The organism is Apibacter sp. B3919, assembly GCF_026537405.1.
GTDB lineage: Bacteria > Bacteroidota > Bacteroidia > Flavobacteriales > Weeksellaceae > Apibacter.
This window is the reverse complement of sequence record NZ_JAFNMG010000002.1, coordinates 118,898-142,851: the sequence shown is the minus strand read 5'-3', so window position 1 is coordinate 142,851 and position 23,954 is coordinate 118,898. Positions and strand designations below refer to the sequence as shown.

General features: G+C 30.3%; 24 protein-coding genes and 1 tRNA gene. 11 read left to right on the top strand and 14 right to left on the bottom strand.

From position 1 onward, the window contains the following. Nucleotides 1-17 precede the first annotated feature (17 nt). From thrC to J3U20_RS03950, 4 genes are all read left to right on the top strand, one after another. On the top strand, nucleotides 18-1,313 hold the full coding sequence (thrC, locus tag J3U20_RS03965) for a threonine synthase (RefSeq protein ID WP_160541720.1): 1,296 nt from the start codon (nucleotides 18-20) through the stop codon (nucleotides 1,311-1,313). A gap of 250 nt (nucleotides 1,314-1,563) precedes the next feature. Beyond that, on the top strand, nucleotides 1,564-2,271 hold the full coding sequence (pyrH, locus tag J3U20_RS03960) for a UMP kinase (RefSeq protein ID WP_105296761.1): 708 nt from the start codon (nucleotides 1,564-1,566) through the stop codon (nucleotides 2,269-2,271). A 43-nt stretch (nucleotides 2,272-2,314) separates the two neighbouring features. Beyond that, nucleotides 2,315-2,869 (top strand): ribosome recycling factor, encoded by a 555-nt coding sequence (gene frr / locus J3U20_RS03955; protein WP_160541719.1) that lies wholly within the window; start codon nucleotides 2,315-2,317, stop codon nucleotides 2,867-2,869. 79 nt (nucleotides 2,870-2,948) lie between these two features. Next, complete coding sequence (locus J3U20_RS03950; RefSeq protein WP_160541718.1) at nucleotides 2,949-3,803, top strand: prephenate dehydrogenase; 855 nt, start codon at nucleotides 2,949-2,951, stop codon at nucleotides 3,801-3,803. Between the two features lie 158 nt (nucleotides 3,804-3,961). On the opposite strand, the gene J3U20_RS03945 is transcribed toward J3U20_RS03950, so the two are convergent. The 6 genes from J3U20_RS03945 to J3U20_RS03920 all read right to left on the bottom strand — a co-directional run bounded on the left by J3U20_RS03945 (nucleotide 3,962) and on the right by J3U20_RS03920 (nucleotide 7,426). Beyond that, nucleotides 3,962-4,471, bottom strand: a complete 510-nt coding sequence (locus J3U20_RS03945) for a DUF2480 family protein (protein WP_160541717.1) — start codon at nucleotides 4,469-4,471, stop codon at nucleotides 3,962-3,964. Nucleotides 4,472-4,492: 21 nt separating this feature from the next. Then, nucleotides 4,493-5,173 carry a tRNA (guanosine(37)-N1)-methyltransferase TrmD gene (gene trmD / locus J3U20_RS03940; RefSeq protein WP_160541716.1) on the bottom strand — a complete coding sequence of 227 codons (681 nt, stop codon included), beginning with the start codon at nucleotides 5,171-5,173 and terminating at the stop codon, nucleotides 4,493-4,495. Nucleotides 5,174-5,579: 406 nt separating this feature from the next. Next, the gene (locus tag J3U20_RS03935) at nucleotides 5,580-5,720 is read right to left on the bottom strand and encodes a hypothetical protein (protein WP_160541715.1); all 141 of its coding nucleotides are present in this window, start codon (nucleotides 5,718-5,720) and stop codon (nucleotides 5,580-5,582) included. An 11-nt stretch (nucleotides 5,721-5,731) separates the two neighbouring features. Next, a complete protein-coding gene (locus J3U20_RS03930; protein WP_160541714.1) occupies nucleotides 5,732-6,133 on the bottom strand; it encodes a hypothetical protein in 402 nt (133 codons plus the stop codon). 115 nt (nucleotides 6,134-6,248) lie between these two features. Then, nucleotides 6,249-6,944 (bottom strand): NUDIX hydrolase, encoded by a 696-nt coding sequence (locus J3U20_RS03925; protein WP_160541713.1) that lies wholly within the window; start codon nucleotides 6,942-6,944, stop codon nucleotides 6,249-6,251. A 5-nt stretch (nucleotides 6,945-6,949) separates the two neighbouring features. Next, complete coding sequence (locus tag J3U20_RS03920) at nucleotides 6,950-7,426, bottom strand: Lrp/AsnC family transcriptional regulator (protein WP_105296768.1); 477 nt, start codon at nucleotides 7,424-7,426, stop codon at nucleotides 6,950-6,952. Between the two features lie 228 nt (nucleotides 7,427-7,654). On the opposite strand from J3U20_RS03920, the gene J3U20_RS03915 reads away from it, so the two are divergent. Beyond that, nucleotides 7,655-8,560: an ion transporter gene (locus J3U20_RS03915; RefSeq protein ID WP_267434461.1), complete on the top strand. Its 906-nt coding sequence runs from the start codon at nucleotides 7,655-7,657 to the stop codon at nucleotides 8,558-8,560. A 21-nt stretch (nucleotides 8,561-8,581) separates the two neighbouring features. Then, nucleotides 8,582-9,013, top strand: a complete 432-nt coding sequence (locus tag J3U20_RS03910; protein ID WP_160541712.1) for a nucleoside deaminase — start codon at nucleotides 8,582-8,584, stop codon at nucleotides 9,011-9,013. 12 nt (nucleotides 9,014-9,025) lie between these two features. Here J3U20_RS03910 and J3U20_RS03905 read toward each other — a convergent pair whose 3' ends face one another. From J3U20_RS03905 to J3U20_RS03890, 4 genes are all read right to left on the bottom strand, one after another. Further along, nucleotides 9,026-10,090, bottom strand: coding sequence for an inorganic phosphate transporter (locus J3U20_RS03905; protein ID WP_160541711.1), 1,065 nt, complete (start codon nucleotides 10,088-10,090; stop codon nucleotides 9,026-9,028). A 9-nt stretch (nucleotides 10,091-10,099) separates the two neighbouring features. Next, the gene (locus J3U20_RS03900; RefSeq protein ID WP_105296771.1) at nucleotides 10,100-10,741 is read right to left on the bottom strand and encodes a DUF47 domain-containing protein; all 642 of its coding nucleotides are present in this window, start codon (nucleotides 10,739-10,741) and stop codon (nucleotides 10,100-10,102) included. A 68-nt stretch (nucleotides 10,742-10,809) separates the two neighbouring features. After that, nucleotides 10,810-12,744 carry a DNA primase gene (gene dnaG / locus J3U20_RS03895; RefSeq protein ID WP_160541710.1) on the bottom strand — a complete coding sequence of 645 codons (1,935 nt, stop codon included), beginning with the start codon at nucleotides 12,742-12,744 and terminating at the stop codon, nucleotides 10,810-10,812. Between the two features lie 261 nt (nucleotides 12,745-13,005). Then, a complete protein-coding gene (locus tag J3U20_RS03890; RefSeq protein ID WP_105296773.1) occupies nucleotides 13,006-14,118 on the bottom strand; it encodes an efflux RND transporter periplasmic adaptor subunit in 1,113 nt (370 codons plus the stop codon). A 224-nt stretch (nucleotides 14,119-14,342) separates the two neighbouring features. On the opposite strand from J3U20_RS03890, the gene J3U20_RS03885 reads away from it, so the two are divergent. Beyond that, nucleotides 14,343-16,223, top strand: coding sequence for a RecQ family ATP-dependent DNA helicase (locus J3U20_RS03885; RefSeq protein WP_160541709.1), 1,881 nt, complete (start codon nucleotides 14,343-14,345; stop codon nucleotides 16,221-16,223). A 49-nt stretch (nucleotides 16,224-16,272) separates the two neighbouring features. Further along, nucleotides 16,273-16,932, top strand: a complete 660-nt coding sequence (locus J3U20_RS03880; protein WP_160541708.1) for a uracil-DNA glycosylase — start codon at nucleotides 16,273-16,275, stop codon at nucleotides 16,930-16,932. A gap of 39 nt (nucleotides 16,933-16,971) precedes the next feature. On the opposite strand, the gene J3U20_RS03875 is transcribed toward J3U20_RS03880, so the two are convergent. The 3 genes from J3U20_RS03875 to J3U20_RS03865 all read right to left on the bottom strand — a co-directional run bounded on the left by J3U20_RS03875 (nucleotide 16,972) and on the right by J3U20_RS03865 (nucleotide 20,021). Next, nucleotides 16,972-18,021: a hypothetical protein gene (locus J3U20_RS03875; protein ID WP_160541707.1), complete on the bottom strand. Its 1,050-nt coding sequence runs from the start codon at nucleotides 18,019-18,021 to the stop codon at nucleotides 16,972-16,974. A gap of 116 nt (nucleotides 18,022-18,137) precedes the next feature. Then, a complete protein-coding gene (gene lptC / locus J3U20_RS03870) occupies nucleotides 18,138-18,716 on the bottom strand; it encodes an LPS export ABC transporter periplasmic protein LptC (RefSeq protein WP_160550007.1) in 579 nt (192 codons plus the stop codon). 33 nt (nucleotides 18,717-18,749) lie between these two features. Beyond that, nucleotides 18,750-20,021 carry an OmpP1/FadL family transporter gene (locus tag J3U20_RS03865; RefSeq protein ID WP_160541705.1) on the bottom strand — a complete coding sequence of 424 codons (1,272 nt, stop codon included), beginning with the start codon at nucleotides 20,019-20,021 and terminating at the stop codon, nucleotides 18,750-18,752. Between the two features lie 170 nt (nucleotides 20,022-20,191). On the opposite strand from J3U20_RS03865, the gene J3U20_RS03860 reads away from it, so the two are divergent. The 3 genes from J3U20_RS03860 (at nucleotide 20,192) to J3U20_RS03850 (ending at nucleotide 23,155) form a co-directional block, all read left to right on the top strand. Next, nucleotides 20,192-20,264 (top strand) — tRNA-Phe (locus J3U20_RS03860). 679 nt (nucleotides 20,265-20,943) lie between these two features. Further along, entirely contained in the window at nucleotides 20,944-21,207 is a 264-nt protein-coding gene (locus J3U20_RS03855) for a hypothetical protein (RefSeq protein WP_146105549.1), read from the top strand. 64 nt (nucleotides 21,208-21,271) lie between these two features. Continuing rightward, nucleotides 21,272-23,155, top strand: coding sequence for an ABC-F family ATP-binding cassette domain-containing protein (locus J3U20_RS03850; protein WP_160541704.1), 1,884 nt, complete (start codon nucleotides 21,272-21,274; stop codon nucleotides 23,153-23,155). A gap of 18 nt (nucleotides 23,156-23,173) precedes the next feature. On the opposite strand, the gene J3U20_RS03845 is transcribed toward J3U20_RS03850, so the two are convergent. Continuing rightward, on the bottom strand, nucleotides 23,174-23,887 hold the full coding sequence (locus J3U20_RS03845; protein WP_255448154.1) for a Crp/Fnr family transcriptional regulator: 714 nt from the start codon (nucleotides 23,885-23,887) through the stop codon (nucleotides 23,174-23,176). Nucleotides 23,888-23,954 lie beyond the last annotated feature (67 nt).

Here is a 23,954-nt window from a genome sequence, read left to right as displayed (position 1 = left end):
ATATAATCTACTCTATCATGAAACTATACAGCACAAATAATAAAAATCTTTCCGTTTCTTTTAAAGAAGCCGTATTTACCAGCTTTCCTTCTGATAAAGGATTGTATATGCCTTGGCAAATCCCAAAATTATCGGAAAGTTTTATTCAAAATATTACGGATTATTCTTTTCCTGAAATGGCTTTAGAAATTGCCCATTCTTTTATTGGAGAAGATATCCCTAAAAAAGACTTGGAAAAAATTATAAAGGAAACGATTAGTTTTGATGCCCCATTGGTATCACTAGAAGAAAATTTGGCTGTATTGGAATTATTTCACGGTCCTTCGTTAGCATTTAAAGACTTTGGAGCTCGTTTTATGAGTCGACTTATGGCTTATTTATCCGACAAAAACGATAAAACGTTGGATATTCTGGTGGCTACTTCAGGAGATACAGGAGGTGCTGTCGCTTTAGGTTTTTTAGGGGTTGAAGGTACTCGGGTAACTATTTTATACCCGAAAGGTAAAATCAGTGAAATACAAAGAAAACAATTGACTACAAACGGTCAAAACATTAGAGCCTTGGAAGTAAATGGAACTTTTGATGACTGTCAGGCTTTAGTTAAAATGGCTTTTAATGATGCTGAACTTAATTCAAAATTACGATTAACTTCGGCTAATTCCATCAATATTTCAAGGTTAATGCCGCAAACATTCTATTACCTTTATGCTTATGCTCAAGCAGTCAAAAAGAATAAGAAAGATATAGTTTTTGTAGTTCCCAGTGGAAATTTTGGTAATGTTGGTGCCGGTTTACTAGCCTATAAATCAGGTCTCCCTGTAAAACATTTTGTTGCAGCTACTAATGTAAATGATACTGTTCCCGTTTATTTACAAAAAGGTACTTATGAGCCTAAACCATCCATACAAACTTTATCTAATGCCATGGATGTAGGAAATCCAAGTAATTGGGTACGAATTACCGATTTATTTAATGAAAGCTTAGATTCTTTGCGTAATCTTATATCTGCTCATTCTTTTACCGATTCGGAAACGATGAACGGTATTAATGAATTATATGAAAAATATAACTATATCGCTTGTCCTCATACTGCAGTTGCTTATTTAGCTGCAAAGAAGTATAATCATCCACAAGATTTCACCATATTTTTATCTACTGCTCATCCTTGTAAATTTATGGATGTATATCCTGAAAACTTAAAAAATAAAATTATTATACCTGAACAAGTAAAAGAGTTGGATCATAAAATAAGTTCGGCTACATCTCTTGAAAATAATTTTTCCGATTTGAAAACATTTTTAATGAATTCATAAACCGTAAAATATGTTGAATTCTTAAATGGAAATGAGAACAGCACATTAAGGGAAAAATAAAAAGCAGTTACATTTTTTAAAAAATTCCTTATTATATTTGCATACAGAAATTTAACATAAATGATTTTATTACTATTTATAGTACTTTCTGTATCTATTTACTTTCTTTTAACTCTTCTATTTAAGTATATAGCATTACTATCCTTTTCGAATTCATTGTCAAAAAATAATAAATATACGCTAGTTAATCATGAAATATAAAAGAATACTTTTAAAGTTAAGTGGAGAAGCTTTAATGGGAAATCAACAATATGGAATAAGCTCTGAAATTCTTCAAAGCTACTCTAAACAGATAAAAGAAATTTCTGAAATGGGAGTAGAAATAGCAATTGTTATAGGAGGCGGAAACATATTCAGGGGAGTTGCGGGAGTTGCTACCGGTATTGACAGGGTTCAAGGCGACTATATGGGAATGCTTGCCACGGTTATTAACGGAATGGCTTTACAAAGTTCTTTGGAGGCAATGGGAGTACATACCCGTTTGCAAACTTCCATAAAAATGGATCAAATTGCTGAACCTTTTATTAAACGAAGAGCCGATAGGCATTTGGAAAAAGGAAGAGTTGTAATTTTTGGTGCAGGAACCGGAAACCCTTATTTTACTACTGATACAGCCGCTACATTAAAAGCTATCGAAATTAACGCAGAAGTTATCTTAAAAGGGACTCGAGTGGACGGTATTTATGATACAGACCCGGAAAAAAATAAAAATGCAGTAAAATTCAACAGTATTTCTTTTGATGAAGTTTATAAAAAAGGACTTAAAATTATGGATATGACTGCTTTTACGTTAAGTCAAGAAAATGCGCTTCCTATCATTGTATTTGATATGAACAAAGAAGGGAATTTAAGAAAAATTATTGAAGGTAAAGAAGTAGGAACTTTAGTTTCAATTTAATTAATTAATAGTTTATATTTGCAAGGCAACTTATCTGAAAATTATGGAAGAAATAAATTTAATTATAGATACGACTAAGGAAAGCATGGAATCCTCTCTAAAACATTTAGAGTCAGCTTTTAATAAAATACGAGCAGGGCGGGCTAACCCACTCATGCTTCAAAACATTTTAGTGGAATATTATGGGACTCCTACTCCTTTATCTCAAGTTGCCAATATTTCCGTTCCCGATGGAATGACTCTTAGTATACAGCCTTGGGAAAAATCTACTTTGGGCGCTATTGAAAAAGCTATTTTTCAATCCAATTTAGGCTTTACTCCAAATAATAACGGGGAAAATATTATTATTAACATTCCTCCGTTAACAGAAGAAAGAAGAAAAGACTTAGTAAAACAAGCAAAAGCAGAATGCGAAAATTCTAAGGTTGGTATTCGAAAAGCCAGACAAGAAGCAAATGCCGATATAAAAAAGATAGAGAGTGCTTCAGAAGATGAAAAGAAAAATGGTGAAGAGCAAATACAATCGTTGACTGATAAATATGTTAAATTGGCAGAAGAACATCTTTCCGTTAAAGAGAAAGAGATCATGACAGTATAAGCCGTTCTTAACATACTTTTAAAATACCCAATCGGTTTCTTTTTTTAAGAACCGATTTTTTTTATCTTTGAATCTTTATATGTCAAAAACTATAAGTGTCATCGGATTAGGTTTGATTGGAGGTTCTATAGCTCTGGATCTTAAAAAAAGCGGATTTGCTTCAAAAGTTATAGGGACCGATAAGTCTAAACTTCATGAAAAAGAAGCGTTGGAATTATCCATTGTCGATGAAATTATGCCGATGGACGAGGCAATACGTTCTTCCGAATTAACCATTCTATCCACTCCGGTCGATGTAAGCATTAAACTTCTACCTCACCTATTGGATATTCTCCCTGACGGTTCGGTACTTATGGATGTGGGAAGTACTAAATCTTCTTTGATTGAAAAGGTTAAAAATCATTCAAATAGAAAATCATTCGTTCCTTCTCATCCCATGGCAGGAACGGAATATAGCGGTCCATCTGCTGCCTTTCATGGGTTATTTAAAGATCGAGCTGCTATCCTATGCAACTCCAATGAATCACATCAAAAAGCAGTTCATCTGGTTTCTCAAGTTTATTATCATTTGGGATCGCGACTTATTCTTATGGATGCGGAATCTCATGATGAACATGTGGGGTATGTTTCACATCTTTCTCATGCTATTTCCTATGCTTTAGCCGTTTCCGTTCTTGAAAAAGAAAAAGATGATGCTGCCATATTCAATTTAGCATCCGGAGGGTTTGCTTCTACTGTTCGACTGGCTAAAAGTTCCGTTGATATGTGGCTTCCTATTTTTGAACAAAATTCCAAATATATTTTACCTATTCTTACTACTTATTTGGAAAAGTTGACTAAATTTAAATCTTATTTGGAAAATGGAGAATCTGAACATTTATATGAATTCATTAAAGAAGCTAACCGAATAAAAAATAAGTTAGAGAAAAAATAATCGATGATTTATTAGCTTCAGTTTTCTAAATTTTATTTTTTCAAAAACTTTTATTAAGTTAACAATTTCATAGCCAATTACTAGTGAATGAAACAGTTAAATAACTAAATATTACTAACAATTTTTTATTCCAGTCAGTAATTTTTTGAAATTTTAAATTATAATTTTTTCTTTTTGAAAATAGGAACAGTACTACAAGCCTCTCCAAACATTAAGGAAGAAGCTATAGGCTTAAGTTTTTGTATAAGTTGTAAATAAGCATTTTGTGGAACAGGTTTACGTGAGCAGCCTTTAATAATAATTTTTTTATCTTTATAACTATCCACGTCCATTTTATCTATGATTTCAGTAAATATGTCTCTTTCCAAATCCTCTAAAGTGCCGAATGAAATCAACTTTGCCACACCTGTTAAATAATTAGCAATTAATAGATATGACCAGGAAGGCACAATAGCATCGGAAGTGCAAATTACTGACACATAAGCATTTTCATACATTTTCCAATCCAATTTTGAAAGATTCTCACGAAACTCTTTTTCTCTTAAAACTAAACCTTCATATAAATAGTCTTTTAAATCAAACAGCATTCTGGGTTCTTTAGGATAAAAATCTTCTAAATCTAGAGTAATGAGTCCGCTTTTTTCGACTTTATTAATTATTTCATCCATAATTTTTAATTAATAGTGGTATTAATTTTCATTTAGTAAATCGGGTCTTCTCTCTTGTGTATGTTTGTAAGACATTTCCTGTCTCCATTCATCAATCTTTGCAAAATTACCACTCAAAAGTATATCCGGAACTTTCATATTTTTATATTCTTCCGGACGGGTATAAACCGGAGGTGCAAGTAAATTATCTTGAAATGAATCGTATAAGGCAGATGTTTCATCATTTAAAACCCCTGGTATCAACCTAACTATGGCATCAACCAGTACACAAGCTCCTAATTCTCCTCCGCTTAGTACATAATCACCAATAGATATTTCACGGGTAATATATAAATCACGTACTCTTTGATCTACACCTTTATAATGCCCACAAAGTATAATTATATTTTCTTTTAGTGAAAGTGTATTGCATGTTTTCTGATTTAAAGTATCTCCATCAGGAGTCATATAGATAATTTCGTCGTATGATCTTTGGGAAAGTAGTTGGGAAATACATTTATCAATCGGTTCAATCATTAAAACCATTCCTGCACCTCCTCCATATTGAGTATCATCAATCTGCCTATAATTTCCCTGTCCATATTCCCGTAAATCGTGGAAATATAGTTGTACCAATCCTTTGTCTTGCGCTCTTTTCATAATTGATTCTTCTAAAGGACTTTTTAGTAATTTGGGCACCGCACTTATAATATCTATTCTCATACATTTTTTATTTGGCAATGATTGAAATACAAAAGTAACGTTTAATGATTAATTATATCAACCGACAATGTTAACTAAGTCTTTATTATTCTAATTTAGTCATTAGAATAATTCTCAGTATTTTATGGATTTTTTATTTATTCGAATATCTGCATAGTTTAATTTCAGCCGGTTTTGACCTTTGGATCATTTAAGATTTTCGTATATATACAGAAAAAAATTATATATTACAATTATAACTAATTTAAATGATTACTGAGTATTAGATCTATATAGCTATAAATCAATTGAATTTGTTATATGGGCTAAATGATGATTTCCATACCATGTAAATAAAGCGATTACTTGCTCATTAGCTGTCTTATAATCATCCACCCGGTCTGTAAGGCGTATCTAACTGCGTATCTTATAATGGAAGTACTGCTTGTTTTAATCTTTCCGGAAAAGATTTTAATTGAGTAATCCATAAAGTTATATTTTCTTTAGATATGTTTTCAGGAATTTTAAAAGTACCTATGGGATATTTTAATTTTTCAATATTTTGCATGATCGTATCATTTAGTTAAAAAATTTCCATCGAGGTATTATGGGAACTAAAGCAAAACCTATAAATAAATATAAGCCGTTAATTGCATCAAGTTCTTCAAATCCTAACGATAAATGAAATAAAATATCTACAAATAAGGTCAAGCCGAAAAGAAAAACTCCCCATTTTTTAAAATAATAGGTACTGATCGATCCGATAATCATTACTATTCCTAAAATAATATTTAGAATAAAAAACCAAGAAGGAGCACCTGGAAAATAAATTTTCATAAAGCCAAGAATACCGAGAAAGATAGGTATAAAGCCCATAAAGCCCATGTAAATACATGAAAGAATAAAAGGTATTGATTTTTTTTCTTTTACTTCAAAATATTCTTTTGGGCGCTTTCCGAAAATTTCTTCATCACTACTCATATAGTATTATTTAGTAACTTAAGTAAATATACAACATTTATGATGGTATATAAAAAATACAGGAGGAATAATATTCCTCCTGTTCATCTAATTTATGAAGTATTTTTTGATAATTTTAAAATAAAAAATCGTATCCTTTTAAGCTAAGTTTCTGATATTTTTCTTCATCAAATTTATACAATTTTGCTGATTTTCTTGACGAGGAATTATCTGTTAAACCTGTTTCTAAAATCAATTGAGAATTAACAATTTTTTTTCTAAAATTCCTTTTATCCATTTCTCGATTTAATGCGGTTTCATACAACTTTTGTAATTGCGAAATGGTAAAATGTTCCGGTAATAGATAAAAACCTATGGGTCTTCTTTTAACTCTCCGTTTCAACCGTTCTTTTGCATAATCAATGATTTCATTATGATCAAATGCTAAGTCCGGGATTTTTGAGTATTCAACCCATTCTTCACCTCTTTCTTTAGTGTATTGCAATAGTTCTTCATCTAATTTTACCGTTGCGTAGTAAGCAATGTTTACTACCCTTCCTAGTGGATTTCTAAAAACTTTTGCAAAAGCTTTTAGTTGTTCAACAAATATGTGGTCTTTTTGTGTATGTAAGAATAATAATTTTTCTACATTTGAATCAATGCCCTCATGGGCTTTCACATAAACTGAGGGAAGTCTTGGAGCTCCTTGAAAAGGTCCATTTTTTGTATCATTACTTAATAAAATACGCAGCATTTCCCCATCAAACCCAAATAAAACCAAAGATACAGAAATTGCTACTTTAAAATAAATTTCTTTTTCTTCAGGAAGCATTATTTTTATTTAAACAAAGCATCCATTAATCGGTTTTGATCATTGATGCTTTCTTCTAAAGAAATCATACTTTCTGTTCTTAATACGTCATCAATATCATCTATTTTATAAATAACATTTTTTGCATCTTCAGCATCTTTTGCGCTGATTTTACAATAAATATTGTATTTACCTGAAATTACATTAGCGGTTGTTACGTTTGGTATTGCTGCTAATTTTTCTAATACACTTTGAGTTTTGCTTGATTTGGTTAATAAAATCCCAACATAAGCTATAAAACTATAACCTAAAATATTATAATCAATATTTAAACATGTTCCTTTTATAACTCCTACATCTTCCATCTTTTTAACTCTTACGTGTATTGTTCCTGCGGATACATCCATTTTTTTTGCAATCTCGGTAAAAGGCATTCTGGTATTAATAGATAAAAATTGTAAAATTTTCTTATCAGTTTCATCTATATAAAATTTCTCTTTCATGGTAAAAAACTTTATTGTTTGTTAATTTAATTTATCTTTATTTTACAAATATATAAAATTAATCTTCAACCTATACATGTTTTTATATAAATTCTTTAAAATATAAACAAATTCGCTACTAAATGAACAATTCAGGGTATTCATTTTAAGTATAATTAATTTTATTTTTATCTTTGTTATCATATTAATTAATAATAAGATAATTTTTTTACTATTAATAATTTAGTTGTGAAAAAAATTGTAAAAGAAATAAAATTATTTTTTATAGGTAAGACACCGGAATGTAAAAAAGGCACTGCCATTTGGAAGGCTGAACTTCACGACATTATTTTTGAGTCTGATACGGTGAAAGGCAAAATATTTGACATCATTCTTCTCTTTTTCATCACTTTAAGCACTCTAATTATTATGTTGGAAAGTGTTCCGGGCATTAGTTCAAAAATCGGCTTTTGGCTTTATATATTGGATTGGTGGGTTACTATTTCTTTTACCGTAGAATATATTTTAAGAGTATCCAGTGCGAAAAAGGCAAAAAAATATTCGACCAGCTTTTATGGAATTATTGATTTATTATCCATCATCCCAACCTATTTAAGTATTTTTTTCGTTCAATCGCATTATTTAGCCATCATACGAATATTAAGGCTTTTGCGAATCTTCAGGATTTTTAAAATGGGAACTTATATCGATGAAAGTAATTCTCTTTTAATTTCATTGCGACGAAGTAAACGTAAAATTTTTGTATTCTTATATTTCATCATAATTACTACGTTAATCTTAGGATCTTTAATGTATGTAATTGAAGGAGGAAGAAATCGAGAAAGTTTTTCCAGTATTCCTCAATCGATGTATTGGGCCGTAGTTACTTTGACAACTGTTGGTTATGGAGACGTAGCTCCCGTAACGGTCTTAGGGAAAATTATTGCATCGGGAATTATGATTTTAGGATATTCTATTATTTCCGTTCCGGCAGGTTTGTTATCTGCTGAATATACCAGACATAAAAAAAATCAATTAAACAGTAAAAAGTGTAATTTTTGTAATACCATAAATAATGAAGCGGATGCTATATACTGTAAACATTGCGGTCATATTTTAAATTCTTCTACTAAAAATAATGATTTAAACAGCTGATTAAATATTTTATAATTGATCATGTTTACCGATGAATACTATATGAAAATAGCCTTACAACAAGCTAAAGAAGCTATGTATAAGGATGAAGTCCCGGTGGGTGCCATTATAGTAAGTAATAACAAAATTTTAGCTAAATCGTATAATTTAACTGAACTATTAGTTGATGTTACGGCTCATGCCGAAATGCAAGCTATTACCGCTGCCAGTAATTTACTGGGTGCAAAATATCTTACTAATTGTACTTTGTATGTTACCTTAGAGCCTTGTACAATGTGCGCCGGAGCTTTATATTGGTCTCAAATAAGCAGAGTTGTTGTAGGGGCATCAGATGAAAAAAGAGGCTTTCAGTCTAAAGGCTTATCTCTTCATCCTCAAACGGAATACGTATCGGGAGTTTTAAAAGATGAATGTTCTTTATTGTTAAAAAATTTTTTTTCATCTAAAAGATAGGGCTTATTAGTATTACATAAAGAGTTTAACTACAGAATAAACGATCATTGCTAATACTGCACTTACCGGAATAGTTAGAACCCATGCCCACAATAATTTAATGGTAATTCCCCAGCGTACGGCAGATACTCTTTTAACCAATCCTACTCCAATTATTGAACCTGTTATAGTATGGGTTGTACTTACCGGAATCCCCCAATGTTCACTAAGGAATAAGGTAATTGCACCGGATATTTCTGCTGTTACCCCTTCTAAAGGAGTTACTTTCGTAATACGAGTTCCCATTGTTTTAATAATTTTCCATCCTCCTGACATAGTTCCTAAAGCAATTGCTATAAAACTGCTTATGGGCACCCACCAATAATCGGTTGTAAAATGCTGAAATCTTTCGGCTGTCGTTAGATTAACATATTCTGCAGAATGGGCAATATTCACTTCATAGAAGATAAAGGCTGCACCAATAATTCCCATTACTTTTTGAGCATCATTACCTCCATGACCTATACTAAAAGCTGCAGAAGACACTAATTGTAATTTTTTAAACCATTTATCTGCTTTGTAAGGATTGGCATTTCTACAAATATTCATTATTATGAGTGTAATGATGGATGAAACGATCATTCCAATTATCGGTGCTATGAAAATAAATAAAATAATTGGGATAACTACGGGATAATTGACTACTGTTTCTCCTGCTTTACTAAAGCCGCCAACATGAGCAACAGCCGCTCCAATAAATCCTCCTATTAATGTATGGGATGAAGAAGAAGGAATACCCGCCCACCAGGTAAATAAATTCCATATGATTGCAGCTACCAGTCCTGAAAAGATAACTTCGAGAGTAATAAAATTCTCATGGACAGACTTAGCTATCGTATTTCCTATTTTAAATTCACCTACGATATATAAAGAAACAAAATAGGCAACAAAATTAAAAAATGCTGCCCACAATACTGCCTGGAATGGCGTTAATACTTTTGTCGATACAATCGTGGCTATTGAATTTGCCGAATCGTGAAAACCATTAATATAATCAAATATTAATGCTAATATGACGATGGTTATAAGTAGAGTCATGAAAAAAGGTTATGAATATTTAACTAAAATAGATTCTATAATATTTGCTGAATCTTCACATTTGTCTGTGACATCTTCTAAATATTCTAATACATTTTTCAGTTTTATAATATCTAATACATCTCTTTTGCTTTCAAATAAATCTCCAATTTCTTTGCTAAAAAAGTCATCGGCAACATTTTCAATTCTATTGATTTCTACACATGAAGCCAATACCTCTTTGGGTTTCTTAAAATTTCTTAGATTATAGATTGCTTTTTGCAGCTCTAATACACAGTCATGTATCAGATTTGCAAAAGTAAAATATGCCGGAATATACGGAGATTTGTACAGTAATATGTATTTACAGGATGCGAACAAGATATCAGCAATATCATCAAGTGCAGAAGTTAACTGATGTATATCTTCTCGATCAAAAGGGGTAATGAAATTTTTACCTAATTCTATAAAAATATGGTGAGACAACTTATCATTAGCATGTTCATAATCTTCCATTTTTTTATAAAATGCTTCTGTTATAGTTTCTTGTGATTTCATTCCTTCTACCATATCCTTGGACATGGCAGCCAGATTATCAACAACTTGTTCGAATAAAGTATAGAAAACCTTATCTTTTGGTTGAAATAATCTAAAAAATGCACTAATACCCATAGTTTGCTTTTTAGTTTACTTTATGTAAGCAAATATATCGAATTTTAAATTAACCTAAATATCTTTTTTTAAATTACCCGATTTTCCAGCTTATGTATTTGTTTTAGAAGCTTATCTAAAGTTATAATCTGATTAAAAATTTCTAATCTTCTTTCTTCTGATATATTCCCCGAACTTAATTCTTTAGCTAAATTTTTATTCATTTCCGCTATTCTTATCGCTTTGTATTTAAGTATTACATCTTTTGTGTTTTTTGCAAGATTTTGCTCCAGTGTTGGAACATATATTTCTTTGAGTTCCCAATTATTGCTTATTGAGTATTTTTTTAATAATTTTCCTACGGCAAATTCGGTGATGTCGACTTCTTTGGATTTAACAAAATATTCTCCGGTTCTCAATTGATTGTTTTCAATACCTTCCATGATTTCTAAATAAATTCTATTGTAAAAATCTACGGTAAATTGTAAATCATCCTCTTTTAAGCGGTGAACAATTTCTTCTATTACAGTAGTTTTATAGGGTTCTTCTTCTTCCACATAGTTTATTAAAATTTCATGGTCTCCATAGGATAGCATTAATTCTAAAATATCTTCTTCAATTTTATAGGTAAAATCAATTTCTTCTTGTTGAGATGTAGTTACAGGTTGTAAAGCAACTTGTTTTCTTGTATTCCGATCTCTAGAATGTATATTTTGTTGTGTTAATTGAGCCAATTCACTAAACAGAACTTGCTCCGAGATATCCAATATCCTTGAACATTCTTTTACATAAATCTCTTTTTGAATAAGATTTTTTATTAAGGCTATACTCCCAACTATATCTCTAATTAAACCGGCCTTTTTTATGGGATCGCCGTTCGTTTCTTTTAATAAAACATCTGTTTTGAATTGAATAAAATCTTTACTGTTTTCTTTAAAAAATGCTTCTATTTCATCGGCAGTGTGTTTTCTTGCAAAGCTATCCGGATCTTCTCCATCCGGAAACAGCAATACTTTAACATTCATTTCTTGCTCAAGAATCATATCTATGCTTCTGAATGAAGCTTTAATTCCTGCTTGATCCCCATCATATAAAACAGTAATGTTGTTGGTTAACCTTTTTATTAATCTAATTTGCTCAACAGTTAATGAAGTTCCTGAAGAGGCTACTACATTTTTAATACCATTTTGATAAAGGGATATTACATCCATATATCCTTCCACCAAATAACAATTATCTTCTTTAATGATAAAAGATTTTGCATGAAATAATCCATATAAAACTTGACTTTTATGATAGATTTCACTTTCAGGGGAATTAACATATTTAGCCGTTTTTGCATTATTTTGTAATATCCGACCTCCAAATCCCAATACTCTTCCTGAAAAACTATGAATGGGAAATAATACTCGCTCTCTAAATCGATCGAACCCTTTATCTGACCCTTCTTTAAAAATACTTAAACCGGATTGCTCCAGAATTTCTTTTTTATACCCTTTTTCAAATGCAAAATGTGTAAATGAATCCCACTCTTTCGGTGAATATCCTAATTGGAATTGTTTAATAATATCATCCCGTATGCTTCTTTCTCTAAAATAAGATATTCCTATGGTATTGCCTTCTTCAGTTTTCCAAAGTTGGTTTTGAAAATATTCATTGGCAACCTCAGATAATTGATATAGGCTTTCTTTATTTAATTGTAATTCTTTTTGACTGTCAGACAGTTCATTACTGTCTTCTTCAATTTCAATATTATACTTTTTTGCCAAATAGCGTAAGGCCTCCGGATAGGTATAATGTTCTTGTTCCATTATAAAAGTAACCACATTACCGCCTTTACCGGATGAAAAATCTTTCCAAATTTGTTTGGATGGGGAAACCATAAATGACGGCGTTTTTTCATCTACAAAAGGACTTAAGCCTTTATAATTACTCCCTGATTTTTTCAGATTTATAAAATCCGATATTACTTCTTCCACTCTTGCCGTAGAGAAAATCTTATCTATGGTCTCTTTAGAAATCATAAGTACAAAAATACGTTAATTTAAATTTCCATTTTTGAAAAAATCTTCACATGGTTCTTTTTAAATTTAATTATATATATATCAGTACTCAAGAGTAAAATAGAATTTTAATGGTATAATAAAAACATTACCCTGCGCAATATCTTTAGAAATCTTATGTTTTAATGATTTTTATACTATCAAATAAAGATCGATTTAGATTTTATAAAATAAAAAACACCTGATTTACATCAGGTGCTTGTTTAAACTATTTTTTCAAAACTACTTTTTTCTTGATGATTTATCTTCGTCTGAAGAATTCCATATTTTAATTTGATCTTTCAGTGAAATACCTTGAACTTCAACAAATATACCGTCTGATAATCCTAATTTTACATAAACTTTTTTGAATTTTCCATCAGGCTGTTGTACTTCAACGAAAGGTCTCTCTCCATCATATTGCATTAAAGCTTCTCTCATTGCTAAAATATTTTTTCTCTCACTTAATATTACTTCTGCATTGGCACTATATCCGGCGCGAATCGAAACCCCTTCCGGAATAATTATATCTGCTTTAATTTCATATTTAACAGCCCCGTTTTCTTCTTTACCTTGAGGAGAAATAAAGGTTAAAATACCATTTATATCTTTGTCTTGAAGTGCTCCGATTATTATTTTTAATTTCATTCCCTCATGCATTTTCCCTGCATCTGACTCGTCCACTTTACCCTCAAATATCATTTTGCTGACATCGGCAATGCTTGCAATAGTTGTTCCTGCATTAAATGTATTGGCTTCAATAACCTGATCCCCTACTTCAACGGGTACTTCCAGTGCCTGTCCATTTGCAGTAGAACGAACTTGAATACTCGCTAAATCTTCTAATCCTGAAGTAATACCTGTTTTAGCAATATCATAATCTTTCTGTGCTTGAATTAGATTTTGTTTTGCTATTTTATATTCCGTTTCAGCACTTTCATAATCCTGCTTAGAAATTACTCCTTGCTCATATAATAATTTTTGACGTTCAAAAATTCTTTTTTGATTATTTAACTTAATTTCTGCTGAATTTATATTCTGCATAGCAGTATTTACTGTAGAAACGACCGGAACCACTTTAATTGTAGCCAATAATTGTCCTACTTTTACTTCATCTCCTTCTTTGATATAAATCTCCTTGATAATCCCGGAAATATTAGGTTTGATTTCTATCTTTTCTTTTGGATTAATTTTACCGGTTGCCACAGCTTTTTGCTGAATAGTCATAGTAACCGGAGACTCTGTCTCAAACTTATCATTAGATCGTGTATTGGTTATAATTACATACCATATACAATACAATAAAAGTGCAATAAAAGCAACAGATAAAACTATTTTAAGAACCTTATTATTCATGACAACTTTTTTCACTATAATTTGTATTATCTTAACAAATTTTGTTACGTTAAAATCACTTTTTTTAAGTATTTTTTTTATTACTTGTTTATCTTGCCTGTAAATATATAATTCTTTTTTAATTTATCTTGCATAAAATCAACACCAAACAATTGTGTTAATTCAAATTAGGATAATTTTTTCTTTTATATATTTGTTACTTGCCAATAAAAATTCTAGTCTAAATGGACTTTTCATTACCAAATAAAATTCTTGAATCTTACTGGGGGTATAAAGAATTCAGACCTCTTCAAAAAGAGATCATACTTACTATATTGGAAAGTAAAGATACTATTGCTCTTTTACCTACAGGAGCAGGAAAATCTATTTGCTATCAAGTCCCCGCTCTTTTGGTTCAAGGCACTTGTATTGTTATTTCTCCATTATTGGCTCTTATAAAGGATCAAGTGTATTCATTAAAAAGGAAATTAATTCCGGCCGAGTATATTTCTTCGGATCAAACAGCGGATCAACAACTTTCCGTATTTAATAAATTGAGAAATAATGAATTGAAATTATTATATGTATCTCCGGAACGATTGTTAAATAAAACTTTTCTAGAGATCATTAAAGATATTGAAATTTCGTTTATCGCAGTTGATGAAGCCCATTGTATTTCTGAATGGGGTAATGATTTTCGTCCATCGTATCAACAAATTATAAAGTTTAGAGAATATATCGGGATTCAAATTCCTTGCATGGCACTTACTGCAACCGCAACTGAAAAGGTCTTAATTGAAATAATAAAAAAACTTGATTTACATAATGTTCAGGTATTTAAAAGATCATTTAATAGAGAAAATCTTTCTTTACAAGTTTTAAATGCCGGAGACAAATTTGGGGAAATTGAAAGAATTTTACATAGGTATAAGGGTTCGGGAATTATTTATTGTAGAACTCGAAATGAAACTAAAACTTTGTCTGAAACTTTAAAAAGAAAGGGATTTGAGGTTGAATTTTTTCATGCAGGATTATCCCCTAGTGAGAAAATGCAAAGACAAAAAAATTGGACGGAAAGTACCAACCAAATTCTAATTTCAACAAATGCTTTTGGAATGGGTATAGATAAGAAAGACGTTCGTGTGATCATTCATCTTTCTCCTCCTTATTCATTAGAAAATTATTATCAGGAAGTTGGTCGTGCAGGAAGGGACGGACTTTTATCACATACATTTTTATTGTGGAATGAAGCGGAACTTTCTGATATATACTCATCACTCATACAAACTATATCTTCAAAATCTGAATATGAAAAAGTTATCCGTTATTTATATTCAATGTTTTGTATTGTTCCTAATGAGTTACCCGATACAATTTTTGATTTCGACTTGAAATTATTTCAACAACGTACAAAAATTAATAAAAGTAAGATTATACCTATTTTAGAATTTCTTCATAATAGCTCAGTTCTTCAATGGAAATATGAGCCTTCAGATAGTCTGCTTAAAATTAACTTTCCTATAGAAAGACTTGACACTAATTTTTACGGCAATGATTCCTTTTTATTTGAAAAAATTGCCAGAAAAATAACAGGTGTTTTTTCTTATCAAATAAAATTTGATGAAAAAAAATTAGCCGACAGCCTTTTAATTCCTCTTTCCGTATTACACTCCAAATTTATTAAATATAACCAATCAGGTGATATTTCTTACGTTGATGGTAATAAGCAAAAAATTTACTTTTTAGAACCACGAAACGATCAAAAACTTTTAGGAAGCTTTTGGAATGAATTTCAACTTATACAACAAAATAAATTAGTTAAATATAAAGAATTGGAATTTTTTATCAAAAATTCAAAATATTGCAGGATGAAATTAATCCTTGGATATTTTGGTGAAAAAACCAATCAAACATGCGGTAAGTGTGATGTATGTTGTAAACCCAAATTAGATGAACAATCTTATCTGAAAGATATTTTATCTTATATAAAAGAACAGCCTAGAAGCAGAGAGGAAATTTATGCCGAATTTAGGAATGTTTCTTTTGAAAAAATTCATGAATGCTTACAAGATCTAATTTCAGAAAATAAAATTAAAGCATTAAATTTCAACACATATTCGGCTTAATATTTGTCTTATTTCCAACTATTTTTATATTTATTTTTACCTTTACTGAATGAATATAAATATTGAAGAATCATGGAAAAATTTATTAAAGTCTGAATTTGAAAAACCTTATTTTTCATCTTTAATAAATTTTGTTAAGCAAGAATATAAAGAACATACTTGCTATCCAAAAGGCAAAAATATTTTTAAGGCCTTTGAATTGACTCCCTTTGATCAAGTAAAAGTCGTTTTACTGGGACAAGATCCATATCATGGAGAAGGACAAGCTATGGGATTATGTTTTTCTGTACCAAATGGAATGCCCTATCCGCCTTCTTTAAGGAATATTATTATAGAATTAAAAAATGATACCGGTATTGAATTAAAGTCGGGTGATTTAACTCCGTGGGCTAAACAGGGTGTTTTTTTACTTAATGCAACTTTAACCGTACGAGCACATCAAGCGGGTTCTCACCAAAAAAAAGGATGGGAAACGTTCACGGATTCTGTAATTCATAAAATATCTGAAGAAAAAGAACATGTTGTATTTATTTTATGGGGAAGCTATGCGCAACAGAAAATTAATTTAATAGATACTCGAAAACATTTCATAATTAAATCGGTACACCCCTCTCCTTTATCCGCACATAGAGGCTTTTTCGGTTCAAGACCTTTTAGTCTTACTAATGAATATTTAACCTCAAAAAAAATTGAACCTATTCAGTGGTAGACCGAATAGGTTCATTTTTTATATTAAATTTTATATCTATTAATTTTTAAGTTCTTTTTCTAATTGCTTCATTAATTTTTTTTCATTCTTTTTATATAATTTCTTTTCCTTTCTAGACATGTCCTCATAATTTTTTTCAAACATATTAGACACATCTCCTACTTCTCCATCTATCACTTGAATTTCTTCAATTCCATCATCTCCTATAGTAGAAATTATAGTTTTATCTTCTTCCGGGGCATCTTCTTCTAAAATAATTTTTTCTTCTGATGGTACTGAAACTTCTGAATTAGCTTCTTGACTAGGAATAGTTTCGATTTCTACTGTTTCTGCTTCTTCAATTTGCGGAGTTGGGGTTGAAATTTCTTCTATATTTTTTGATTCATTTTCATCTATAACTATGCTAGAAGAACTAGGTACTGTTTCCACCTCTTCTGTAGCAGACGGAGTAGGAATAGCGATAGACTCTGCTTGTTCAGTCTCAGATACATCATCTGAATCTTGTTCATTTATAAATTGAGCTTCCGGTATTAGTGTTTCCTCTTCAGGTTTTTCTTCAGCTATGTCTGCCTCTTCAATTTCTATTTCTATTTCTTTTTCCGGTAAAGCATTTACTGTTTCCGGTGTTTCAATTATTTTTTCTTCAACAACTTCTATAGGAACTTCTTTAATTACTGTTTCAACCGGAACTTCATTTACTACTGCATTATTTTCTTCTTTTCTGATTACAGAAACTTCTTTAGCAGCCGCAGATTTTGATACTTCTCCCGCTAATTCTGTTTTTACAATAGTTCCATCAATCAATTTCCAATATCGATTTCCCGCAGCATCTTGAACTATTACCACATCATTGGGTGATTTAAATGTAGGAGCAGATGCTTTTCCTTTTACTTCTAATGTTCCATCTTTTCCATAAGTGAATGTATAGCCACTATTAGCTTTACCTTCCTTTGATCCCCTATAAACTAAAATCATTTCCCCATTCTGTTCAAAATAAACTCCTTTTTCAGAAGTTTCTTTTACTTTTCCTTCTTGAGCATAAACAGAAAGCGTAAGTATTAAAAGAAAAACAGTATACTTTTTTTTCATTGTTCGCTATTTTTATTAAAAATATAAATTTTGAAGCTACTAATATACATCTTTATTTAATAATTTCATATTTTATTTGTAAATAACGTTTATATTATTTTTATTCAAAATAAAATTTATTTGCTATCTGTTTTTAAATCATTTGCATAGGGCAAAGTACCTGTGTTTTTTTTCAGTTTAAAATTCTTAAAGTCTTCTGAAGATTCAATTCCATGAACAGAAATATTCGTAGTTACCCCGTCTGCCCTGTAGATTTTAACGGTATCGTTTGAAAAAATTTTTCTTTCTTTCTTATTCCAAAAAATTTGATTGGTTTTTAATGTGTCTTTATCCGAATTAATAATAACTACATTTTTCCTTGCTTCATACCATCCTGCAGTTTCAATTATCTTGGCATAATCTGCTTTCAAATGCCCGGGATCTTTACCTTTTTGGTAGAAATCCATATCTAAGCCTTTAGGAAAAACTGTATACGGTGTCTCTACAAATTCATATTCTTCCATAAGTGGAGTCCTTAATCTAATAATTGCATACACTGAATCTGTTAAAGTTATATTAGCATTATAGATTCTCCTGGAAGCAAAGTTGGTTTTTTTTTCTCCTAAATTATCCCCTTTTTCATCGGAACATGATATGGAAATAATCGCAAAAAAAATAAGATATAAATAGATTTTTATTTTTTTTATAGTCACCATCTTTCCATGGATAAAAAATGATAGTTATAAATTTTAATCGTACTGTCTCTTTCTAAACCAAAGATCATCAAAATTAAATCCAACCTTAAAATTTACGAAATTCTCTTTGATTAGACCGTTTGATTTTGAACCTCTTTGCCCTAATTCAATTCCTAAATTTAGCATGGAAGGATCATGTTTACCGGATTTACCCAAAGGCAGGCCTAGCCCGGCAGTTACCCCGTATTGATCAATGGTTTTATTGTTCACATTAAGCCCTGTATTTTCATAATACAGCCCATATCGATAAATAATTTTTTCAAAATAAGATCTGAAACCGTTTATATTAGGCAAATACCAGCCTCCTACAGCTACGCGGTACTTATTTTTGTAATCAAAATTATCTTCCGGTATCTTTAGTTTAAATTGATCTGTAAATTTAAAATCTGCTCCTAATGACCATTTATGCTCTTTTCCATAGGCCACTCCTATTGAGTATGATGAAGGTAATTTTGCATCATGTGTTCCCTTAACATAGTTTAAGGTATCCATTGAAACTTTTTCATTATTATTGTTATAATAATAGGTTGAATACAAATAATTTACATCAGCATCTATGGTATGCCCTATATTATAAGTTGCTCCAATTTTAAGTAAATGATTATTAGTTAATTTTTTTCGATAGGCTACTCCTAAAGTATAATCGAAAAAACCATATTCTTGCTTATTAAATATACCGGAAATCAAATTAGCATTCTGTAAAGATGTTTCTTGATCTTTTTTCAAATCGCCCCAAACATACCCAATTTTAGCTCCTAAGGAAAATTCATTGGATATATTATATGAATACATACCACTAAAAGCATTAAGTCCTCCCCTTCCCTTAAATAATGATTTTTGATTTACAACATCTGAATTATCTTTATTTATATCATATCCTATGTTGGTGTAGGGTTGTAAATTTACTCCTACTCTGGACTTAGTTCCTATTGGAAAGGCTAATGATAAATTAGCTAAATAAGTAGTGGATCGATCACTGCTTACGTTAGAAGTTTTAGCATTGGTATAATCGGTATTGATCACGATGTTATAACTGGTATATCGCAAGTTTCTATTCGCTGCCGGATTTACAAAATTGGCTTCATTGGTAAAATCTGAAATATATGAAGTTCCCAATCCTCCCATAGAAGAAATTACTATATCGGAATTGGTTTTACTTTCTCCTAAGCCAAATGAAGAATAAGGAGAGGTAGAAGTTTGCTGGGCATAAGCTGCATTCAGAAATATGATAAATGATGATAATATGGAGAAAAATTTAATTTTCATTCAGTGTGTTTTATATACAAAGTACAAATATGTTAATAATGTACCGATTATAAAAATAATTATAAGTAAAAATTCTTAGTCAAATTTTATAGCCGAAAAAAAAATTCAAATTTTTTTTAAAAATATTTTGTGATTTAAAAATATGCCCTATATTTGCAATCCCAAACGAGGGTACCTTAGCTCAGTTGGTAGAGCAAAGGACTGAAAATCCTTGTGTCCTTGGTTCGATTCCAAGAGGTACCACTTCAAAAATCCATAATCAATTCAATAAGAAAAGATTGTGGATTTTTTGTTTTTTAAAGAGATATTTTCCTTAAGAATTTCTTTAAAAAAATCATTTGATTTCCTAAAATTAAATATTTTTCACTGTTGAAGTTCCTAATACATTAGCTTTTTTTCCTTTATAATATTATATAATCCCATGTAAAAAATCAGAATATTTTTTTTTCCTTCCGCAAAACATATACTCCAAGAAACTATGGTTGAATATAGTCAATGCAGTGGTTCGTGAATAATCCTTTCTTTTTTTATTGTTTTTTAGGCATTTTTTATCCAATAAACAACAGGCAAATTTATTTAATGTGGTATGGGGGCTGTTTTATTCCAAACAAAACTCTGTATATACCAAGTTAACATTTTTAAAATCAATAAATTATTATTGTTAAAAATCTTGATATTAAAAGCCTCTTTTGTCTCTTATTTACCTAGTAATAAGCTTACACTAATTTGCACAATCACATATTACTCTTTTTCTTAAACATTGAATATTTAAAATTTTTTGTTTGATTGTTTAAATCTTGGAATAAAATTAGATTATTAAAAATGTAACACTATTAATTTCTTTTACTTAAATATATCATTTAGAAATTAAAGAGAACATTTTGATATAATTAGCATTTTTTAAATTTAATTTTAATAAATTATGAATAACGTCAGTATTTTTGTGTTTTTAGCAGGAATAGTAATTTTAAATCTAATAGCTTTCTTGCTTGGCAATTTATATTGTTTTGTACCTTCCTGGCTAAACTATACTATGGTCGGTGTTGAATTATTCTGTCTCCTGCTTAGTATCTATGCCCGTATTAAAGATTTTAAAAATATTGATGCTTCTGTAGGAGTTATACTCAATGTTTTTCTGACTATTTTGCTGGTTTGTCATATGATATTATATAAATCATCAAACTAATGCCCAAATTGACTTTTTATAAAATAATTTAGAAAGCGTATTTTTGCTTTTCTATATATACCCTATGAATTATCTTTCAGTTGAAAACATTAGTAAGTCTTTTGGCATAAGAACTTTATTTTCCAATGTTTCTTTTCATATAAATGAAGGAGATCAAATTGCTTTAGTCGCTAAAAACGGTAGTGGAAAAAGTACTTTATTAAAAATCCTGTCCGGATTAGAATCTGCCGATTCCGGATCGGTTACGCTCAATAAAGACATAAAAGTAGTTATGTTTGAACAATCTGAACTATTTAATGATGATTTGACTGCTGAAGATTATATATTTACCCATTCTAACCCTGTATTGGATATCGTTCATCAATACGACACCATGGTTCAGAATGATCCTTCCAATCCTGAATTATTAGGATTAATAGAAAAAATGGATCAATGGGACGGATGGAAAGTCGAACCTGTAATTCAAGAAATTATTAATAAATTAAAAATTGATTTCCTTGATCAAAAGATAAAAAATTTATCGGGTGGACAACAAAAAAGAATTTCTCTTGCCAAATTCCTGATCGATATAAGCTTTGAAAAAGGCACTGTATTATTAATTCTGGATGAACCAACTAATCATTTAGATATTGAAGTGGTAGAATGGTTGGAATTTTTTCTTAACAAAGAAAACAAAACCCTTATTTTAGTTACTCATGATCGATATTTTTTAGATGCTATTTGCACTCGGATCTTAGAAATGGAAGACGGAACCTTATATTCGCATAATGGCGATTATGAGACCTATGTAACCAACAAATCTCTAAGAATTGAAAATCAAATAGCTCAAACCGATAAAGCTAAAAATTTATATCGAAAAGAGCTGGAATGGATGCGCAGACAACCTCAGGCCAGAACATCCAAGTCAAAAAGCAGAATTGAAAGTTTTTATAAAACGGAAGAACTTGTTAAAAAAAGTATTTCTGATGCTCAAGTTCAATTGGACATGCAAATGACTCGTTTGGGAAAAAAAATCATTGAATTAGAACATGTTTCCAAAAATTTTGGAAATAAAATAATCTTGGACAACTTTTCCCATACTTTTGCCAGAGGATCAAAAATCGGGATTATCGGTAAAAATGGAGTAGGTAAAACAACTTTTTTGAAGATACTTGAAAGAAAGGAAGAATTTGATTCAGGAACTATTGAATGGGGCGAAACTTTACAAATAGGGCATTTTAAACAGGAAGGCCTCGTATACAAAGAAGATCAACGAGTTATTGATTTTGTAAAAGAAATAGCAGATTATTTTCCTCTATCCAATGGAAAACAAATTACTGCCGGTCAATTTTTAGAAATGTTTCTTTTTACGCCTGAATCCCAATATACTTATATATCTAAATTAAGCGGCGGAGAGAAAAAGAGATTACAATTGCTATCTATTTTATTTAGAAATCCCAATTTTTTAATACTTGATGAGCCTACAAATGACTTGGATTTGCCAACCTTAACTGTTCTTGAAAATTTTTTAAATGAATATCAAGGCTGTGTTTTGATCGTAAGCCATGACCGATATTTTATGGACAAAGTGGTTGATGAATTGATGATTTTCGAGGGCAACGGTAAAATTTCCTGGTTTATAGGTAATTATACCGATTTTTATTTAAAATCAAAGGAAAAAGAAAATGAAATCATCAAAGACTTTTCTAAAAAGGAAATAAAAAATAGTAATCCAACTAACGGGAACAAATCTCCAAAACTTTCTTTCAAGGAAAAAAGAGAATTAGAAATGCTAGAAAAAGAAATTCCTCAGTTAGAAGAAGAAAAAAATAAATTAACTGAAAAATTATCCTCTTCGAGTTTAAGTTTTGATGAAATACAAGAAATTAGCAATAAGCTGGAAAATCTTATTCAAAGTTTAGATTACAAAGAATCTAGATGGCTGGAACTCAGCGAGCTCAACGCTTAAATTTAAAATTTATAATTTTTATGACATAACATGCCCTAGTCGGGACAATTTTTGATGATTAAGAATTTTTATTCTTCTTCCCTCCACTTCTATAAGCTCATCATTTTTAAATTCAGAAATTAATCGTATCGCACTTTCTGTTGCTGTACCGATTAAATTTGCCATTTCTTCACGAGTAAGAGTAATTTTAATGAAGCCTTCATGATCAACATCAAGTTTTTTCTCTAAAAGAAGTAAAACGGCAGCCAATCTTTCTCTCACCGTATTTTGAGCTAACCAAGTGATGGTTTTTCCTGCTTCTCCTAAGTCTTGGGATATTTTTTTTAATACATCAAAAGAAACTCTGGAACTTATTTCTAACAGTCGATGAAAAATAATTTCAGGGATATATACTGCAGTAATATCTTCTAGAACGGTACAAGAAGCACTAAAACTTTCTCCCCCTAATAAAGAACGGTATCCTACAATTTCTCCTTTTTTTACTAAACGCAGTATTTGATCTTTACCATTATATCCTTTTCTGTTAATTTTACCCGTACCGCTTATAACTCCAAATATTCCGGTAGGTTTATAACCTTCATGTATAATTTCTTGACCTCTTTCAAAACGAATCTCCTTCATTTCTTTATCCAATATGCTATGTTCTTCTTTTGTAAATTGGCTTAAAACATCCTTATTTTTTAATTCTGATATTATTAAATCTACTGAATTTTTAGGCATGATATTACTCATATTTTTAATAATTTACGGACAAAAATAATACTTTAATTTTAAATAAAAGGATATAACTTTGCAGGTT

Bases quoted from the DNA above. Each gene is read 5' to 3' on its own strand.
- J3U20_RS03880 (WP_160541708.1), top strand. From the start codon at position 16,273: ATGAATATAAATATTGAAGAATCATGGAAAAATTTATTAAAGTCTGAA.
- J3U20_RS03925 (WP_160541713.1), bottom strand. From the start codon at position 6,944: ATGCTTCCTGAAGAAAAAGAAATTTATTTTAAAGTAGCAATTTCTGTA.
- J3U20_RS03865 (WP_160541705.1), bottom strand. From the start codon at position 20,021: ATGAAAATTAAATTTTTCTCCATATTATCATCATTTATCATATTTCTG.
- J3U20_RS03885 (WP_160541709.1), top strand. From the start codon at position 14,343: ATGGACTTTTCATTACCAAATAAAATTCTTGAATCTTACTGGGGGTAT.
- J3U20_RS03910 (WP_160541712.1), top strand. From the start codon at position 8,582: ATGTTTACCGATGAATACTATATGAAAATAGCCTTACAACAAGCTAAA.
- trmD (WP_160541716.1), bottom strand. From the start codon at position 5,173: ATGAGAATAGATATTATAAGTGCGGTGCCCAAATTACTAAAAAGTCCT.
- pyrH (WP_105296761.1), top strand. From the start codon at position 1,564: ATGAAATATAAAAGAATACTTTTAAAGTTAAGTGGAGAAGCTTTAATG.
- J3U20_RS03850 (WP_160541704.1), top strand. From the start codon at position 21,272: ATGAATTATCTTTCAGTTGAAAACATTAGTAAGTCTTTTGGCATAAGA.
- J3U20_RS03855 (WP_146105549.1), top strand. From the start codon at position 20,944: ATGAATAACGTCAGTATTTTTGTGTTTTTAGCAGGAATAGTAATTTTA.
- J3U20_RS03900 (WP_105296771.1), bottom strand. From the start codon at position 10,741: ATGGGTATTAGTGCATTTTTTAGATTATTTCAACCAAAAGATAAGGTT.
- J3U20_RS03945 (WP_160541717.1), bottom strand. From the start codon at position 4,471: ATGGATGAAATAATTAATAAAGTCGAAAAAAGCGGACTCATTACTCTA.
- lptC (WP_160550007.1), bottom strand. From the start codon at position 18,716: ATGGTGACTATAAAAAAAATAAAAATCTATTTATATCTTATTTTTTTT.
- J3U20_RS03935 (WP_160541715.1), bottom strand. From the start codon at position 5,720: ATGCAAAATATTGAAAAATTAAAATATCCCATAGGTACTTTTAAAATT.
- J3U20_RS03845 (WP_255448154.1), bottom strand. From the start codon at position 23,887: ATGAGTAATATCATGCCTAAAAATTCAGTAGATTTAATAATATCAGAA.
- thrC (WP_160541720.1), top strand. From the start codon at position 18: ATGAAACTATACAGCACAAATAATAAAAATCTTTCCGTTTCTTTTAAA.
- frr (WP_160541719.1), top strand. From the start codon at position 2,315: ATGGAAGAAATAAATTTAATTATAGATACGACTAAGGAAAGCATGGAA.
- J3U20_RS03930 (WP_160541714.1), bottom strand. From the start codon at position 6,133: ATGAGTAGTGATGAAGAAATTTTCGGAAAGCGCCCAAAAGAATATTTT.
- J3U20_RS03920 (WP_105296768.1), bottom strand. From the start codon at position 7,426: ATGAAAGAGAAATTTTATATAGATGAAACTGATAAGAAAATTTTACAA.
- J3U20_RS03905 (WP_160541711.1), bottom strand. From the start codon at position 10,090: ATGACTCTACTTATAACCATCGTCATATTAGCATTAATATTTGATTAT.
- J3U20_RS03890 (WP_105296773.1), bottom strand. From the start codon at position 14,118: ATGAATAATAAGGTTCTTAAAATAGTTTTATCTGTTGCTTTTATTGCA.
- J3U20_RS03875 (WP_160541707.1), bottom strand. From the start codon at position 18,021: ATGAAAAAAAAGTATACTGTTTTTCTTTTAATACTTACGCTTTCTGTT.
- J3U20_RS03950 (WP_160541718.1), top strand. From the start codon at position 2,949: ATGTCAAAAACTATAAGTGTCATCGGATTAGGTTTGATTGGAGGTTCT.
- dnaG (WP_160541710.1), bottom strand. From the start codon at position 12,744: ATGATTTCTAAAGAGACCATAGATAAGATTTTCTCTACGGCAAGAGTG.